This window comes from Mycobacterium sp. E740 (assembly GCF_001672895.1).
GTDB lineage: Bacteria > Actinomycetota > Actinomycetes > Mycobacteriales > Mycobacteriaceae > Mycobacterium.
The window spans coordinates 23,540-39,527 of record NZ_LZKP01000056.1 but is presented as its reverse complement, the minus strand read 5'-3'; the positions used below and the strand labels follow the sequence as shown (position 1 = coordinate 39,527).

Here is a 15,988-nt window from a genome sequence, read left to right as displayed (position 1 = left end):
GAGCGACAACGTGAGGCGTGGCGGAGGTTCGGGTGCTGTTGTCGCTCGGTACGCGGGCAAACGGAGATACGTTCCTTTCCGCCCGATCGCGCCCGCGCTTCTCCTGACCTGAACGTAAGTTCTCGCGTAGCGTGGGGCCGTGGCCGAGATCGACCGCAGCCGTGTCATCGCCGCGACCCCGACGCAGATCTGGAATGTGCTGTCGGACTTCAGCGACCTCAAGTCATGGCTGGCCAGAATCGATCACTCCTGCATCCTGAGCCGGGGCACCGACGGCGCGATGGTCGGCACGACCCGCCGGGTGCAGATGGGCCGCAACACTCTCGTCGAACGGATCACCGAGTGCGACCCGCAGTACGTCCTGGCCTATGACATCGAGGGCCTGCCCAAGGGAATGGGCAAGGTCAGCAATCGCTGGACGCTCGAGGCCGGCAGCGGCGGCGACACCGTCGTGACGATCACCACCACGGTCCGAAAGGGACGGGGCAGAACGCAACAGCTCGTCGAACGCCTGGCCTGCCAAGCGCTGGCCCGCGGGTCGGACGTCATGCTCGCCTCGCTGGCGGCTCGATTGGAGAAGACCTCATGACCGATCAGCCCGACATCGTCATCGTGATGACCGACGAGGAGCGCGCAGTACCGCCTTACGAGTCGTCCGACGTCCTGGCGTGGCGCGACCGGAAACTGCGCGGCCGCAAGTGGTTCGACGAACACGGCGTGAGCTTCCAGCGCCACTACACCGGTTCGCTGGCGTGCGTGCCCAGCCGCCCGACGATCTTCACCGGACACTACCCCGACCTGCACGGCGTCACCCAGACCGACGGCATCGGCAAGGTCTACGACGACTCCCGCATGCGCTGGCTACGACCCAACGAAGTGCCCACACTGGGCAACTGGTTCCGCGCGGCCGGATACGACACCCATTACGACGGCAAATGGCACATCTCGCATGCCGACCTCACCGATCCCGCCACCGGTCAGCCCCTGGCTACCAACGACGACGACGGTGTCGTCGACCCTGTGGCTGTACAGCGGTATCTCGATGCGGATCCCCTTGAGCCGTACGGCTTTTCCGGATGGGTCGGCCCGGAGCCACACGGTGCGCCGCTGGCCAACGCGGGAATCCGCCGGGACCCGCTGATCGCCGACCGGGTGGTGGCCTGGCTGAAGGACCGGTACGCACGGCGACGCGCCGGCGACGTCACCGCGATGCGGCCGTTCCTGTTGGTGGCCAGCTTCGTCAACCCGCACGACATCGTGCTGTTCCCGGCGTGGCAGCGACGCAGCCCGGTGCACCGGTCACCGCTGGACCCGCCGCCGATTCCGCCGGCACCGACAGCCGAGGAGGACCTGTCGACCAAACCCGCCGCGCAGATCGCGTTCCGCGAGGCGTATTACTCGGGCTACGGCCCCGCCCCGGCCATCGACCGGACTTATACCCGCAAGGCGCAGCAGTACCGCGACCTGTACTACCGGCTGCACGCTGAAGTCGACCTGCCGATCGACCGGGTCCGCCGCGCTGTCACGGAGGGTGGCTCGGACAACGCGGTGCTCGTGCGCACCTCCGATCACGGTGACTTGCTGGGCGCTCACGGCGGCCTGCACCAGAAGTGGTTCAACCTGTACGACGAGGCGACGCGCGTGCCGTTCGTCGTCGCGCGCATCGGGGAGAACGCCACCGCGGCGCGCACGGTGACGGCGCCGACATCGCACGTGGACATCGTGCCGACACTGCTCGGCGCGGCCGGGGTCGACGTCGAAGCGGCGGCGCAGCGGTTGGCCGAAACCTTCAGCGAGGTACACGAACTGCCGGGCCGCAACTTGATGCCGGTGGTGGACGGCGCACCGGCCGACGAGTCGCGCGCGGTGTACCTGATGACCCGCGACAACGTGCTCGAAGGCGACACCGGGGCGTCGGGTCTGGCGCGTCGGCTGAAGCGGACGACGAATCCGCCTGCACCGCTGCGGATTCGGTTACCGGCGCACGTCGCGTCGAACTTCGAGGGCCTGGTCCTCGAGGTCGGTCCGGAAGACGGGGGTGAAGGCCACCTGTGGAAGCTGGTCCGCACGTTCGACGACCCGGCGACGTGGACGGAGCCGGGCGTGCGTCATCTCGCGGCGAACGGCATGGGCGGCGAATGCTACCGCACCGAACCCGTCGACGATCAATGGGAGCTCTACGACCTGACCGCCGACCCGGTCGAGGCCGTCAACCGGTGGGCGGACCCGGACCTGGACGACCTGCGCCGGCATCTGCGCACGCAACTCAAGCAGGTCCGCGCGCAATCGGTCCCGGAGCGAAACAATCCGTGGCCGTACGCCTCACGCCGCTCGGCCTCGGCGCGCTGCCGTCACCGCTGACCTCAAGGCGCGTACAGTCGGGAGGCCTGACAAGCTCCGCACCTCGCTTCGACCGAAGCGAAGGACCACCTAGGTAATCGAATCAGGGCCGGCGAACACCTGCCGGACCGCCGTAACACCTGATACATGGCGTCGTCGCGCCAGGAGCTGAAGGACTTTCAGTGAGCCAATTCACCGAGACGATGTACCGCAACGCGCGGCGAAGCATCAGAGGGATGGTCACCGGCGAGCCGGTCGCCCCCGTCCGCCACACGTGGGCCGAAGTCAACGAGCGTGCCGGCCGCATTTCGGGTGGGCTGGCCGCGGCGGGCGTCGGGCACGGCGACGCGATCGCTGTGCTCGCCGGTGCCCCCGTCGAGATCGCGCCGACCGCCCAGGGCATCTGGATGCGTGGCGCGAGCCTGACGATGCTGCATCAACCCACGCCGCGCACCGACCTGGTGCGATGGGCCGAGGAAACCACCGCGGTGATCACGATGATCTCCGCCAAGGCCGTCGTCATCAGCGAACCCTTCATGGCGGCTGCACCGGTGCTGGCCGGGCTCGGCATGACGGTGCTGACCATCGAGTCGCTGTTGGCCGGCGAGTCCGTCGACCCGGTCGAGACCACCGACGACGACGTCGCGCTGATGCAACTGACGTCGGGATCCACGGGTTCGCCCAAGGCCGTTCAGATCACCCACGCCAACATCGTCGCCAACGCCGAGGCCATGACGGTCGGCTGCGATTTCGACATCGACACCGACGTGATCGTGAGCTGGCTGCCCTGCTTTCACGACATGGGGATGACGGGCTATCTGACGGTGCCGATGTACTTCGGCGCCGAGCTGGTGAAGGTCACACCGATCGATTTCCTGCGCGATACGTTGTTGTGGGCCAAGCTGATTGACAAGTACAAGGGCACCATGACGGCCGCCCCGAACTTCGCGTACACGCTTTTCGCGAAGCGGCTCCGGCGGCAGTCGACGCCGGGCGAGTTCGACCTGTCGTCGCTTCGGTGGGCGTTGTCGGGCGCCGAACAGGTCGACCCACAGGACGTCGACGATCTCTGCGAGGCCGGCGCGCCGTTCGGCTTGCGACGTGAGGCGATCGTGCCGGCCTACGGGATGGCCGAAACGACGGTGGCTGTGTCGTTTTCCGAATGTGGCCGCGGGATGGCCGTCGACGAGGTCGACGCCGACCTGTTGGCCCTGCTGCACCGCGCTGTGCCCGCGACCAAAGGGCACACTCGCCGGCTGGTCAAACTCGGACAGCCTCTGCACGGGCTGGAGGTGCGGGTGATCGACGAGGACGGCGCCGATCTGCCGCCGCGCGGCGTCGGCGTCCTGGAGGTTCGCGGCGGTCCGGTCGCCAGCGGCTACACGACGGTGGCCGGGTTCATCCCCGCCCAGAACGAGCGCGGCTGGTACGACACCGGCGATCTCGGCTACCTCACCGAGAACGGCGAAGTAGTGGTGTGCGGGCGTCTCAAGGACGTCATCATCATGGCGGGGCGCAACATCTACCCGACCGACATCGAGCGTGCGGCAGGCCGTGTCGACGGGGTGCGGCCCGGTTGCGCGGTCGCCGTGCGGCTGGACGCGGGGCTGTCGCGGGAGGCGTTCGCGGTGGCCGTCGAATGCCAGAACTTCGCCGACGCCCACGAAGTCCGTCGCATCGAGCGGCAGGTCGCCCACGAGGTGTTCGCCGAGGTCGATGTCCGGCCCCGCAACGTGGTGGTGCTCGAGCCGGACATGATCCCGAAGACGCCGTCGGGCAAGTTGCGTCGCGCGCACGCGTTGTCGCTCGTGAGCTGACACCGCCGCGGTGCGGGGACGTTCTGATCGCGCTGAACCTAACCGGTGACCTGCCGGCGGCGCGTGGGCAGCATTTCGGGGTGACCCGTGTGATCCGTTTCAACGCCTTCGACATGAACTGTATCGCCCACCAATCGCCTGGCCTGTGGAAGCATCCCGACGACCAGTCCTGGCGCTACAAGGACCTGGAGTACTGGACCGAGCTCGCCGAGTTGTTGGAGCGCGGCCGCTTCGACGGCCTGTTCATCGCCGACGTGCTCGGCACCTACGACGTGTTCGGTGCGAGCGACGAGGCCGCGATCCGACAGGCCGCGCAGATTCCGGTGAACGACCCGATGCTGCTCGTCTCGGCGATGGCGCTCGTCACCGAGCATCTCGGGTTCGGCATCACAACCGGCACCGGTTTCGAGCATCCCTATCCGTTCGCCCGGCGCATGTCGACCCTCGACCACCTCACCAAGGGCCGCATCGGCTGGAACGTCGTCACCGGCTATCTGCCCGCCGCGGCGCGCAACATGGGTCAGACCGACCAGCCCGCGCACGACGCCCGCTACGACCACGCCGACGAGTACCTCGAGGTGCTCTACAAGCTCTGGGAGGGCTCCTGGGAGGACGACGCGGTGGTCCGCGACGCCAGCCGCGGCGTGTTCACCGAACCGCACAAGGTGCACCACATCGGCCACCGGGGAACGCATTTCAGCGTTCCGGGTGTGCACCTGAGCGAACCGTCGCCGCAACGCACTCCGGTGATCTACCAGGCCGGCTCCTCGCCACGCGGCGTCCGCTTCGCCGCCGAGAACGCCGAAGCCATCTTCACCGCGTCGCCGACCAAAGCCATTCTGCGCCAGACGGTCAGCACCATCCGCCAGGAACTCGAGATCGCCGGACGTGACCCGTATTCGGTGAAGATCTTCAACCTGTCGACGATCGTGACCGCAGGCACCGACGAGGAGGCGCGCGAAAAGCACGACGAATACCTGTCTTACGGCGACCCCGAGGGCGCGCTGACGTTCATGTCCGGCTGGATGGGCGTCGACCTGTCGCGCTACGGCTTGGACGAGCCGGTCGGCAACGTCGACTCCAACGCGATCCTGTCGGCTGTCGCGGCGTTCCAGTCCGCCGACCCCGACGGCCGAGAGTGGGCCGTCCGGGATATCGCGGAGTGGGGCAAGATCGGCGGTATGGGCCCGCGCTTCGTGGGTTCGGGTGTGCGCGTCGCCGATACGCTGCAGGAGTGGGTCGACGAGACCGACGTCGACGGCTTCAACCTCGCGTACGCGATCACGCCCGGCTCGTTCGCCGAGTTCGTCGACCACGTCGTTCCGGTGCTCACCGAGCGTGGCGCGTACCAGTCGTCGTACACCCCGGGCACGTTGCGGCACAAGCTGCTCGGCCACGGCGACCGACTGCCCGACGACCACCGCGGCTCCCGATACCGGGTCGGCGGCCCGTTGTCGACGATCACCGCGCGGTCGTCGACCGTGCCGTCACGGGGGATCTGACATGGCGATCGAATTGCATTGGTTCCTGCCCACTTACGGCGACAGCCGGCTCATCGTCGGCGGTGGCCACGGGATGCCCGCCGGGGCGGCGCACGGCGACCGGGACGCGTCGATCGACTACCTCGGGTCGATTGTGCGCGCGGCCGAGTCGTTCGGCTTCACCGGCGCACTGATCCCGACCGGCGCGTGGTGCGAGGACGCGTTCATCACCGCGGCGCTGCTCGCGCGCGAGACGACGTCGCTGGCGTTCCTCGTCGCATTCCGGCCGGGACTGGTCAGCCCGACGCTGTCGGCGCAGATGGCGGCGACGTTCGCGCGGCACGCACCCGGACGCATCCTGCTCAACGTTGTGGTGGGCGGCGAGGCGCACGAGCAGCGGTCGTTCGGCGACCATCTGGACAAGGACGGGCGCTACCAGCGCTGCGATGAGTTCCTCGAGGTGGTGCGCAGGCTATGGGCCGGTGAGACGGTGTCGCTGGACGGCGAGCACATTCGCGTCGAGGAGGCTGCGCTGCCCACGCTGCCGAATCCGGTGCCCCCGTTGTACTTCGGCGGCAGCTCGGCGGCCGCCGGACCGGTTGCCGCGAAGCACGCCGATGTCTACCTGACGTGGGGCGAGCCGCCCGCCGCGGTCCGGAAGAAGATCGAGTGGATCCGGGATCTGGCATCGCAGCAGGGGCGCGAAGTCCGATTCGGCGTCCGGTTGCACACGATCTCGCGCGACACCGCCGACGAGGCGTGGGCGCAGGCCGACAAACTACTCGCCGCGCTCGACGACGAAACCGTGGCCAACGCGCAGAAAGGGTTGCACCGCAGCCAATCCGAAGGGCAGAAGCGGATGCTGGCACTGCACGAGGCGCATCGGCGCAACGGCAGCTGGCACGACGCCCGGTCGCTGGAGATCGCGCCCAACCTGTGGGCGGGCGTCGGCCTGGTGCGGGGCGGGGCCGGCACAACGCTGGTCGGCAGCCACACCGAGGTCGCTGAGCGGATCGCCGAGTACGCCGACATCGGCATCGACGAGTTCATCTTCTCCGGTTATCCGCATCTGGAGGAGTTGTACTGGTTCGGTGAGGGCGTCGTGCCGATCCTGCGCGAACGCGGGCTGTACAAGGGGTCCTCGACGACGGCTGCCCCCTCGTCGATCCCGTTCATCGGCGCGCCGCGATGATCCAGCTCGCGGCCACCGACGAGGCGCTCGACGCCGCTGCCAAACTGGCCGCCGTGTTCGACGCCGAAGCGTCTGCGCGTGACGCGGATCGGCGACTGCCGCACGAAGAAGTGCAGGCGCTCAAGGAGTCAGGGCTACTGGCACTGACGGTGCCGGTCGAATACGGCGGCATCGCGACGCCGGCGACGGTGCTGGCGGAGGTGTTCCGGCTGATCGCGCACGCCGACCCGTCGCTGGCGCAGATTCCGCACTCGCACTTCGTGTTTCTCGAGGCGCTGCGGTTACAGGGCAGCGACGCGCAGAAGTCGTACTTCTATGATCGGGTGCGCAACGGAGCGTTGTTCGCCAATGCACAGTCGGAGCGGGGTCCGCACACCATCGACGTCGACACCACGACGCTGGTGCGTCAACCGTCGGGCGACTACGTCCTGACGGGCCGGAAGTTTTACTCCACCGGTGCGTTGTTCGCCGAGTGGGTCCTGGTGCGCGCGTCGCTGGTCGACACCGGCGAGGTTCCGACTGCGCAGACACCGAAGGCGATCGCGTTCGTCGCGCACGACACCGAAGGGCTCGCGGTGGTCGACGACTGGGACGGTATGGGGCAGCGCACCACAGCGTCGGGCACGGTCACGCTCGACGACGTCGCTGTGCCCGTCGAACATGTTGTGCCGTTCTCGCCGATATTCGACGGGCCGTCGTTGTACGGGGCGCGAGCGCAGTTGCTGCACAGCGCGATCGACGTCGGCATCGCGACTGGCGCGCTGGCAGCCGGTGTGCGCCAGGCCGAGCGGGCGCGACCGCACTTTGAGGCCGAAGTGGCTGCAGCAGTGGAGGACCCGACGCTCGTGACGGTCGCGGGTGAGTTGGCGGTCACGGTGCGAGGAGCGCAGGCGTTGCTCGTCGAGGCGGCCCGGGCCGTCGACTTCGCTGCGGGGAACCTGACCGACGCGACAGCGGCCGAGGCGTCGATCGCCGTCGCTACGGCGAAGGTCGCCGCGGTGCGGGCGGCGCTGGACGCCTCGAACGTCTTGTTCGAATTGGGTGGTACGAGAAGCGCTTCGGCGTCGGGCAACCTGTCGCGGTATTGGCGAGATGCGCGGACGCACACGTTGCACGACGCGACGCGGTGGAAGCTGCAGCACATCGGAAGGTGGATGCTGTCGCGCACTCCCCCGCCACGCCACGGCCAACTCTGACCGCTGGTGCGCGAAATGTGCATCCTGCGACGCGACACGCCGAGTGGACGTCGCCAGATGCACAATCCAGCGGCGTGAACCGCAAGGCCGTTGAAGAGGCAACCAACTTATTGACACCTACGCCGATACGGCGTTGGCTCTAACTGCCTCGCGTCCGATAGGGGGCCGAGGCTTGCACCCGGCCGCCCGGCCCCGCGCAAAACGATCGAAGGGGCCGCTCATGACGGACGTGGACTACTGCGTGGTGGGGGCGGGATTCGCCGGCCTGACCGCGGCACTGCGCTTGCAGCAGGCCGGTCACTCGGTTGCGCTGCTGGAGGCCCGCGACCGCGTCGGCGGCCGTACCTTCACCGAGGTGCGCGACGACGGGACCTGGATCGACCGCGGCGGTGCATGGGTCGGTCCCGGCCAGGACGCGATCTATCGGCTCATGAACGAGTTCGGCGTGCCGAGTTACAAGCAGTACACCGACGGCCAGGCGATGATGTTCATCGACGGCAAGAAGTACCGCTACACCGGAACGATCCCGCTGTCGATGAGCCCATGGGCCGTCGCCAACATCGGCACGGTCTTCCTCGAGCTGACCCAGATGTGCAAAACGATTCCGCTGCAGGCACCGTGGACCGCGCCCAAAGCGCAGAATTGGGACAGGATCAGCTGGGCGGCGTGGCTCGACCGCAACACGATGTCCAAACCCGCCCGGGAACTGCTGGAAAGCGCCGTCTCCGGACTGTATACGTCTGCTGCGTCGGAGATTTCGCTGCTGTTCGTGCTCTATCAGATGGCGGCCGCAGGCGGCCCGAGTTTCGTGCTCGGCGTCAAGGATGGCGCCGAGGATGCCCGCCCCGTCGGCGGCATGGGCGCCATCCATCGCGCGGTCGCCGCCGAACTCGGTGAGGCGATCCATCTTTGGCAGCCGGTGCGCAGCATCGCTCAGAACGGCGACGGGGTGGTGGTGCGTTCGGACGACATGGTGGTCAACGCGCGACGGGTGATCGTCGCGGTACCGATTTCGATCGCCAGTCAGATCCGTTATGAGCCAATGCTCCCCGTCGATCGGTCGTTTCTGCACCAGCGGATGCCCAGTGGGGCGGTCTACAAGATCGCGTTGGTGTTCGACGAGCCGTTCTGGCGTGCCGACGGCCTTTCGGGCCAGTCGTTCGCGCCGGGTTCGCCAGCGAACCTCACCATCGACTCGTGCACCGACACCGGAAGCCCCGGGATGCTCACCGTCATCACCGAGGGGCCGGAAGCACGCCAGATCGGCCGGCTCGGCGACGGAGAACGCAGGGATGCGGTGCTCGCTGCCGTCGCCGAACGGTTTGGCGACAAAGCACTTTCGCCGGTCGACTACGTCGAGCAGAACTGGGCCACCGAACCCTACTCGGGCGGCGGGATGATCGCCCACACGCCGCCGGGTGTCCTCACCGAGTTCGGCCCTGCGCTGCGTGAGCCCTGCGGCCGCATCCACTGGGCCGGCACCGAGACGTCGGCGGTGATGTACGGGTTCATCGACGGAGCCGTGCGCTCCGGCGAGCGCGCCGCTTCGGAGGTGATGGAGCGCGAGGCGATGGCGGTGGTCTGACCGTTCACCACAGAACGGCGATCGCGGCCGCCGCGAACGACAGCACGCCGACCGACCAGAACAGCAGGCGCGGGACCGCATCACCGGTGCGACGCTGGCGGGCGCTGCCCATTCCGAGCATGCCGCCGAGGATCACGAGGATGACGAGCTTGGTGCCGATCTTCGGGTAGTTCAGCTCGACGCCCGCGGGCCACGGCGCGGCGAGCGCAAGCCCGGTCAGCAGCGAGAGCAGCAACCCGTAGTCCATGGTGCGGGTGAAGCGGAACCGCTTGGCCGCCGCTTCGGTCACCCAGGCGCCGAACGTGATCGCGAACCCGACGATGTGCAGCAGCACAACTACGTTTCGTAGTAGTTCCATGGCGCGAGCTTATGCAAGTGAGCTTCGCTCGCACAAGAAAGCGCTTCAGTCACACCACCTGCGTAGCTGCGTGGCGATTTCGGTCACGTCGGCAAGCGCGCCGGAGGCCACCGCGATCATCAAGTCGAAGCGGTCGTCCTCGCTGGCCGTCACCCACTCGCCGTTAAGTCCCAGAAACACTTGGCAGGCTGTCCATGCCAGGCGTTTGTTGCCGTCGACGAGCGCATGGTTGCGGCACAACGAGTGCAACAAGGCAGCAGCTTTGGTGTGGATATCGGTATAGGCCTCGGCGCCCATGACCATCGTCTGCGCCCGCGCCACCGCCGATTCCAGCAGGCCATAGGCCCCCACTACGACGTCGCCCGCGACTGCACGCGCCGCCACGAGCAACAAATCGTCGAGGTCCAGATAGACCGTCACGTGTCGGCTAGCCGCCGCAGCACACCCTTCTCACGTTCGAGAACCTTGTCCAACACGGCATTGACGTCACTTTGATGGGCACGCCGCTCGATGTACTCGTCGATGGCCGACAGGGCCACGGCTTGCATGGAGCGCCCCTCGGCTGCGGCCTGACGGCGCAGCGCCTCGGTCTGCTTCTCGCTGGTCCGCAGAGTCATCCCCACGGTAGGCACGATACCGCTCTGATACCAGGCCCTTTCAGACTTCGACGATGTCCTGGCGGTGGAAATGCCGCCACAGTCGGGCGCCGCCCGAGAGCGCGACAAGCAGCCCGATGCCGCCGATCGCGATGCCGGTGAAGAGGGACAGCGCCATCGGGTCGACCTTGTTGCCCACCGCGCCGGCGCCAATCATGCCGCCGATGAGGAATCCGAACAGCGGCGCCAGCACACCCACGGCGACTCCGAGGAGCGCCCGCCAAAAGCCCGGCGGCGTCGGCTCGAGCAGGACGGGCCGCCCCGCATCCAAGTCGGGTTCGTCGATAGCCGACGGATCAGACGCTGTGCTACTCATCGGATTTCACCCTCCTGATATGCGGAACCGCGTCGCCCGGGCCGACCGGATTGCGCCGCTCGCCCTCGAGGAACGGCCGCACGATGTCCATCGGAATCGGGAACACGACGGTGGAGTTCTGATCGGCGCCGAGTTCGAGCAGGGTCTGCAGATACCGCAGTTGCAACGATGCCGGACTTTCGCTGAGCGTGATCGCGGCGTCACGCAACTCGGCCGATGCCTGCAATTCGCCGTGCGCGCTGATCACCTTGGCGCGCCGCTCCCGCTCCGCCTCCGCCTCGCGTGCCATCGCCCGCTGCATCATCTCGGGAATCTCGACGTCCTTGATCTCGACGACCTCGACCCGGATCCCCCACGGCTCAGTCTGTTTCGCGATCGACGCCGCGAGGTCCTCGTTCAGGTCAGCGCGGTGTGCGAGCAGAGTGTCGAGGTCCGCGCGCCCGACCACCGAGCGCAGGGTCGTCTGCGAGATCTGCGACGTGGCGATCGCGAAATTCTCCACGGCCATCACCGATTTCGTCGGATCGGTGACTCGGAACAACACGACGGCGTTGACCCGGGCGGTGACATTGTCGCGGGTGATGACCTCCTGCGGCGGGATGGTCAGCGTCACCGTGCGCATGTCCACGCGAACCAGCTTGTCGACGCCGGGCACTACGACGACGATGCCCGGCCCGAGCGGCCCCCGCAGCCGGCCGAGGCGGAACGCCACGCCGCGTTCGTACTCCTTGACGATGCGCAGCGAGCTCAGCGCCAGCGCCACCACCACGACGGCGAGAAAGACGGCGGCAACCACCCAGACACCCATCAGCGCACCTCTCTCGGGGTGGCTTCAGTTCGCCGATCCGACGCATACGAGGTGCGACGACGGATCTCCGCTTCCGCGACGCGGTTTCGTTCCTCGAGGTTCTCGTCGAGGGACTGGAACACCACACCGGCCGGCACGGCCGGTGTGCGGCGCAGGTGTGACCACAGCGGCAACGACGCCGTCCCGGCCAGCAGCGCAAACCCCAGCAGTAGCAGCGCTTCCGGGACGGACTTGGCGGCGATCGCCATCGCCAACGGCCAGACCATCGCGACGACGCTGACGGCGCAGGCGATTCCACGATGGAATCGCGCGGCCTCCGACGCCGGCCAACTGTCGATCGCCCGGCTCACCTCCCGGCCGTCGTTCGAAGTTGTGCATGTCTTCTTGACCGGGCACGCGTTGCAGACCGACGGCGTGCCGCGATAACGCATGACGCGGTTGTCGGGGTCGAAAGACGTCGGCCACAACCACTGGTCCTGCGGGCACTGCCATGCGTCGTGGTCTTCGTGGTAGACGAACCGCCCCGATCGCTGTTGCTCGACCTTGGCCGCCGCGTGCCGGGCGAACCGGTCGATCCCGTACGCGACTAGGACAAGCGACGCGGCGTACCCGATCGTCAGCCACGCCTCGACGCCGATCATGGGCCGTCACCGGTGTCGTCCGGGGCCACCCGGCGGTCCGAGGCGTAGCGGCTGCGCCCGGGTATCGCCATTCCGGTCCGGTCCTCCTCGGCCTCGGGATGCTCCTCGACGAACAGTGTTTCGGCGGGCAGCGTGTGCGTCGTCGCCTTGATCCCGTGCCGGATTCCGAGCCACGCGATCCAGACGAACGGCAGCACGCCGCCGAGGATGAACAGGAAGTCCCCGGGCATCCGCAGCCACTCGAGGACGACGTTGCCGGGCTGGGTGATGTAGCCGAGCGTGCGGGCTTCGTAGTAGCCGTCGTTGACCGAATGCCACAGCTGCAGCACGCCGAGCGGCAACAGGGTCGCAAAGACCATCCACGCCAGGCCGATGTTGAGCGACCAGAAGGACAGCTTGGCGAGTTTGTCGGGCCATCGTTGCGGCGGGATGATGTAGCGCAACGCGAACAGCGCCAGTCCGACGGCGAGCATCCCGTAGACGCCCATCATCGCGCCGTGGGCGTGGTTGGCGGTCAGCGCCGTGCCGATCTGGTAGTAGGACACGATCGGCAGGTTGATCAGGAAGCCGAAGATCCCAGCGCCCACGAAGTTCCAGAAGCCCACGGCCACAAGGAACATCACTGCCCACCGGTGCGGGAACGGCGCGCTGCTGCGCGACTGCTGCCGGGACCCGAGCTGCAGGAACGTCCACGCCTCGACGGTGAGGAACGTCAGCGGGATGACCTCCATCGCGGAGAAGAACGCGCCCAAGGCCATGTGTTCCACCGGCGTCCCGGAGAAGTACAGGTGGTGCATGGTCCCGATGACGCCGCCCATCGAGTAGAGGATGACGTCGAGGAAGATCAGCTGGATGGCGATCTTGCGTCGTACGACACCCAGCATCACGAAGATGTAGGCGACCATCACGGTGGTGAACAGTTCAAGGAAGTCCTCGACCCACAGGTGCACCACCCAGAACCGCCAGAACTCGGCGACGGTCAGATGCGTCTGCGTCCCGGCGAGCATGCCGACCGCGTAGAACGCGGGAATCGCCAGGCCCGCGTAGAAGAACAGCCACGGCATGTTCAGCTTGCTCTCGGTTTTCAGTCGCGAGCGGATTGCGCGGAAGATGATGGCCATCCACAGGAACAGCCCGACGACGAGCAGCGCCTGCCAGAACCTCGGCAGGTCGAGGTACTCCCACTGCTGGTCGAAGAAGATCGATCCCTTCGCCCATTCGACGCCGAATGTGCTGAGCGCCGTTCCGGTCAGCGTCCCCGCGACGACGATGAACAGCGCACCGAGCAGGCCGTAGGTCAGCCACGACTGCCGTCGTGGTTCGCGGCCGGAGATGATCGGCGCCAGGAAGATTCCCGCGGCCAGGAACGACGCCGCCGTCCACAGCAGCGACAGCTGCACGTGCCACGTACGGGCCAGGTTGAACGGCAGGACCTGCGCCAGGTCGAAGCCGAAGAAGTTGCTCAACTCGGCGCGGTAGTGCTCGATCGCACCGCCCAGCACGGCTTGACCGAGGAACAGCACGGCGACGACGAGGAAGAACCAGGCCGTGGCTTTCTGCGACGGGGTGATCGCCACCTCGCCGGGTTGCCGGAAGGCCAGCGACGGCGTCTCCGTTGCGTGCCAGCCGATCTTGCGGCTCCACCGGCCGTAGAGGGCGAACAGCGCGCCGAGGCCGGCCAGCAGCGCGATCAGCGACATCGCCGACCACACCAGGATGTCGGCGGTCGGGGTGTTGTTGACGCGTTGCTCGGGCGGCCAGTTGTTGGTGTAGGAGTAGGCGTGTCCCTCGCGTTCGGCTGCGCTGGCCCAGGCGGTCCAGGCGAAAAACGCTGTCAGGTCGTTGATTTCCTGCGGGTCGGTGATGACTTGCGGGAGCAGGCCGTGCTCGGTGTTGTCGGCGCCGAAGAAGTCGGCGTAGTAGCCGCGGATCTTCTCGAACGCATTGACTTGCTGAGCGGTGAACTGGAGGGTTCCGGTGTTTTTGTCGTACCGGTTGGTCCGCATCATCTGCGCGACGGCGGCGGTCGGATCCTGCGCTCCCGAGTCGCGCAGCGCCTGGCCGACGTGATCGGCCGACAGCCGCAGGTATTCGGCCGTGTAGTCCGGTCCGAGGTAGCCGCCGTGACCCATCACCGAGCCGTACTCCTGCAGCCCGCGGCGCAGGAAGATTTGCTGTCCGTCGGTGATCTGCTGCTCGGTGAAGAGTGTCTGGCCGTCCGGACCGACCACCCGCTGTGGCAGCGGCATCGAATCCGAATAAGTCCGGGCGGCCAGCATCCCCATGATCAGGAAGCCGAAGACCATCACCAGGGCGACGCCCTGGACCCAGCCTTTCGAGATGGCGAGTTCGGCTTTGGACGGGACGGGCGCCAAGAACTGCTCTGTCATTGCCATACCCCCGGCGAGTTGGACCACGGTCGAGCGTTTGACGTCAACGTAACCATAGGTGCTGCGGGAGCGGTGGATGTTGTGAAAGTTCGCGTCGCCGTGGGTGGTTAGTGCAGGCTGCCCAATGCTCGTACGACGTGCCAGGCGCCGGGCGTACTGTTTGACCGTGCACGTCGACGCGATGACGACTCCGCAGCCGTTGCGGGAGATCGGCGATCTGGCTGCGCGAACGCAGGCGGCCGGCTTCTCGGGTTTGCTGTTCACCGAGACCGGTCGCACCGCCTATCTGAACGCCGCGGTGGCGGCGCAGGCGGCGCCCGGGCTGGAGTTGTCGACGGGAGTGGCGGTGGCATTCCCGCGGAGCCCGTTCGTCACGGCGGCGACGGCGTGGGAGCTGCAGGAGGCGACGGGCGGTCGGTTCCGGTTGGGCCTGGGCACGCAGGTGCGGACACATGTGGTGCGGCGGTACGGGGTGGAGTTCGAGCGTCCGGGTCCGCGGCTGCGTGATTACGTGCGCGCGGTGAAGGCGTGCTTCCACGCGTTTCGGACCGGCAGGCTCGACCACCACGGTGACTTCTACAGCCTGGACTTCATCACGCCCCAGTGGAGCGCCGGCCCGATCGACGCACCGGATCCGAAAGTCGATGTTGCGGCGGTGAATCCGTGGATGCTGCGGATGGCGGGCGAGGTGGCCGACGGGGTCCATGTTCACCCGCTGGGCGAGCCGGGCTATATCGCGCGGCACGTGGTGCCGAATGTGGCCGAGGGCGCGGCGAAGTCGGGTAGGACGCCGGACGATGTCGCGGTGATCGTGCCGGTGATGACGATCGTCGGTGACACCGACGAGGAACGGCACCGCGAGCGGGAGCTGGTGCGGGCGAGCATGAGTTTCTATGGCAGCACACCGAACTACGCATTCATCTGGGATGAGGCGGGGTTCGAGGGGACGACGGCGCGGATCCGCGAGAAGCAGAAGGCCGGCGACTTTGCGGGTATGGCGGCTTGCATCAGCGACGAGCACATTGCGACGTTCGCGACGGAGTCGACGTGGGACGGGCTGGCGGACGCGTTGACGTCGAAGTACGGCGGTGTGGCGACGCGGATCGTGCTGTACAACGCGCTGGCGGATGCTGATCGCTTCGAGCGCTATGGCACGGTGGCGCAACGTATTTCCAGCTCGTGACGTAAGAGGGATGTCGGAGGTCCAG

At 67.3% G+C, this 15,988-nt stretch carries 15 protein-coding genes; 8 read left to right on the top strand and 7 right to left on the bottom strand.

Annotated elements, in window-relative coordinates; genetic code table 11:
• The first annotated feature begins 139 nt into the window (after nucleotides 1-139).
• The 7 genes from A5663_RS05425 to A5663_RS05395 all read left to right on the top strand — a co-directional run bounded on the left by A5663_RS05425 (nucleotide 140) and on the right by A5663_RS05395 (nucleotide 9,611).
• Nucleotides 140-589: an SRPBCC family protein gene (locus A5663_RS05425; RefSeq protein WP_068144934.1), complete on the top strand. Its 450-nt coding sequence runs from the start codon at nucleotides 140-142 to the stop codon at nucleotides 587-589.
• On the top strand, nucleotides 586-2,361 hold the full coding sequence (locus A5663_RS05420; RefSeq protein WP_068144931.1) for a sulfatase-like hydrolase/transferase: 1,776 nt from the start codon (nucleotides 586-588) through the stop codon (nucleotides 2,359-2,361). Before A5663_RS05425 ends, A5663_RS05420 begins: the two co-directional genes overlap by 4 nt.
• Before the next feature lie 161 nt (nucleotides 2,362-2,522).
• Nucleotides 2,523-4,157 (top strand): fatty acyl-AMP ligase, encoded by a 1,635-nt coding sequence (locus A5663_RS05415; RefSeq protein WP_068144928.1) that lies wholly within the window; start codon nucleotides 2,523-2,525, stop codon nucleotides 4,155-4,157.
• Nucleotides 4,158-4,237: 80 nt separating this feature from the next.
• Nucleotides 4,238-5,659 carry an LLM class flavin-dependent oxidoreductase gene (locus A5663_RS05410; protein ID WP_068144925.1) on the top strand — a complete coding sequence of 474 codons (1,422 nt, stop codon included), beginning with the start codon at nucleotides 4,238-4,240 and terminating at the stop codon, nucleotides 5,657-5,659.
• A 1-nt stretch (nucleotide 5,660) separates the two neighbouring features.
• Complete coding sequence (locus A5663_RS05405; protein ID WP_068144921.1) at nucleotides 5,661-6,830, top strand: LLM class flavin-dependent oxidoreductase; 1,170 nt, start codon at nucleotides 5,661-5,663, stop codon at nucleotides 6,828-6,830.
• Complete coding sequence (locus tag A5663_RS05400) at nucleotides 6,827-8,026, top strand: SfnB family sulfur acquisition oxidoreductase (protein WP_068144920.1); 1,200 nt, start codon at nucleotides 6,827-6,829, stop codon at nucleotides 8,024-8,026. Before A5663_RS05405 ends, A5663_RS05400 begins: the two co-directional genes overlap by 4 nt.
• A gap of 220 nt (nucleotides 8,027-8,246) precedes the next feature.
• On the top strand, nucleotides 8,247-9,611 hold the full coding sequence (locus A5663_RS05395) for a flavin monoamine oxidase family protein (protein ID WP_068144917.1): 1,365 nt from the start codon (nucleotides 8,247-8,249) through the stop codon (nucleotides 9,609-9,611).
• A gap of 4 nt (nucleotides 9,612-9,615) precedes the next feature.
• Here the strand turns inward: A5663_RS05395 and A5663_RS05390 are convergent, their stop codons facing one another.
• Genes A5663_RS05390 through A5663_RS05360 form a run of 7 tightly spaced genes read right to left on the bottom strand, consistent with a single transcriptional unit; the run spans nucleotide 9,616 to nucleotide 14,780 of the window.
• Nucleotides 9,616-9,969 carry a Fe-S protein gene (locus tag A5663_RS05390; protein ID WP_068144914.1) on the bottom strand — a complete coding sequence of 118 codons (354 nt, stop codon included), beginning with the start codon at nucleotides 9,967-9,969 and terminating at the stop codon, nucleotides 9,616-9,618.
• Between the two features lie 45 nt (nucleotides 9,970-10,014).
• The gene (locus A5663_RS05385; RefSeq protein WP_068144912.1) at nucleotides 10,015-10,389 is read right to left on the bottom strand and encodes a type II toxin-antitoxin system death-on-curing family toxin; all 375 of its coding nucleotides are present in this window, start codon (nucleotides 10,387-10,389) and stop codon (nucleotides 10,015-10,017) included.
• A complete protein-coding gene (locus A5663_RS05380; protein WP_068144909.1) occupies nucleotides 10,386-10,592 on the bottom strand; it encodes a CopG family transcriptional regulator in 207 nt (68 codons plus the stop codon). The genes A5663_RS05385 and A5663_RS05380 overlap by 4 nt, the downstream gene beginning before the upstream one ends.
• Before the next feature lie 34 nt (nucleotides 10,593-10,626).
• A complete protein-coding gene (locus tag A5663_RS05375) occupies nucleotides 10,627-10,941 on the bottom strand; it encodes a hypothetical protein (RefSeq protein WP_068144906.1) in 315 nt (104 codons plus the stop codon).
• Nucleotides 10,934-11,749: an SPFH domain-containing protein gene (locus A5663_RS05370; RefSeq protein WP_068144903.1), complete on the bottom strand. Its 816-nt coding sequence runs from the start codon at nucleotides 11,747-11,749 to the stop codon at nucleotides 10,934-10,936. The genes A5663_RS05375 and A5663_RS05370 overlap by 8 nt, the downstream gene beginning before the upstream one ends.
• Nucleotides 11,749-12,390 (bottom strand): hypothetical protein, encoded by a 642-nt coding sequence (locus A5663_RS05365; RefSeq protein WP_068144898.1) that lies wholly within the window; start codon nucleotides 12,388-12,390, stop codon nucleotides 11,749-11,751. The genes A5663_RS05370 and A5663_RS05365 overlap by 1 nt, the downstream gene beginning before the upstream one ends.
• On the bottom strand, nucleotides 12,387-14,780 hold the full coding sequence (locus tag A5663_RS05360; protein WP_068144894.1) for a nitric-oxide reductase large subunit: 2,394 nt from the start codon (nucleotides 14,778-14,780) through the stop codon (nucleotides 12,387-12,389). Before A5663_RS05360 ends, A5663_RS05365 begins: the two co-directional genes overlap by 4 nt.
• 166 nt (nucleotides 14,781-14,946) lie before the next feature.
• On the opposite strand from A5663_RS05360, the gene A5663_RS05355 reads away from it, so the two are divergent.
• Nucleotides 14,947-15,963 (top strand): TIGR03617 family F420-dependent LLM class oxidoreductase, encoded by a 1,017-nt coding sequence (locus A5663_RS05355; protein WP_068144890.1) that lies wholly within the window; start codon nucleotides 14,947-14,949, stop codon nucleotides 15,961-15,963.
• Nucleotides 15,964-15,988: the final 25 nt, after the last annotated feature.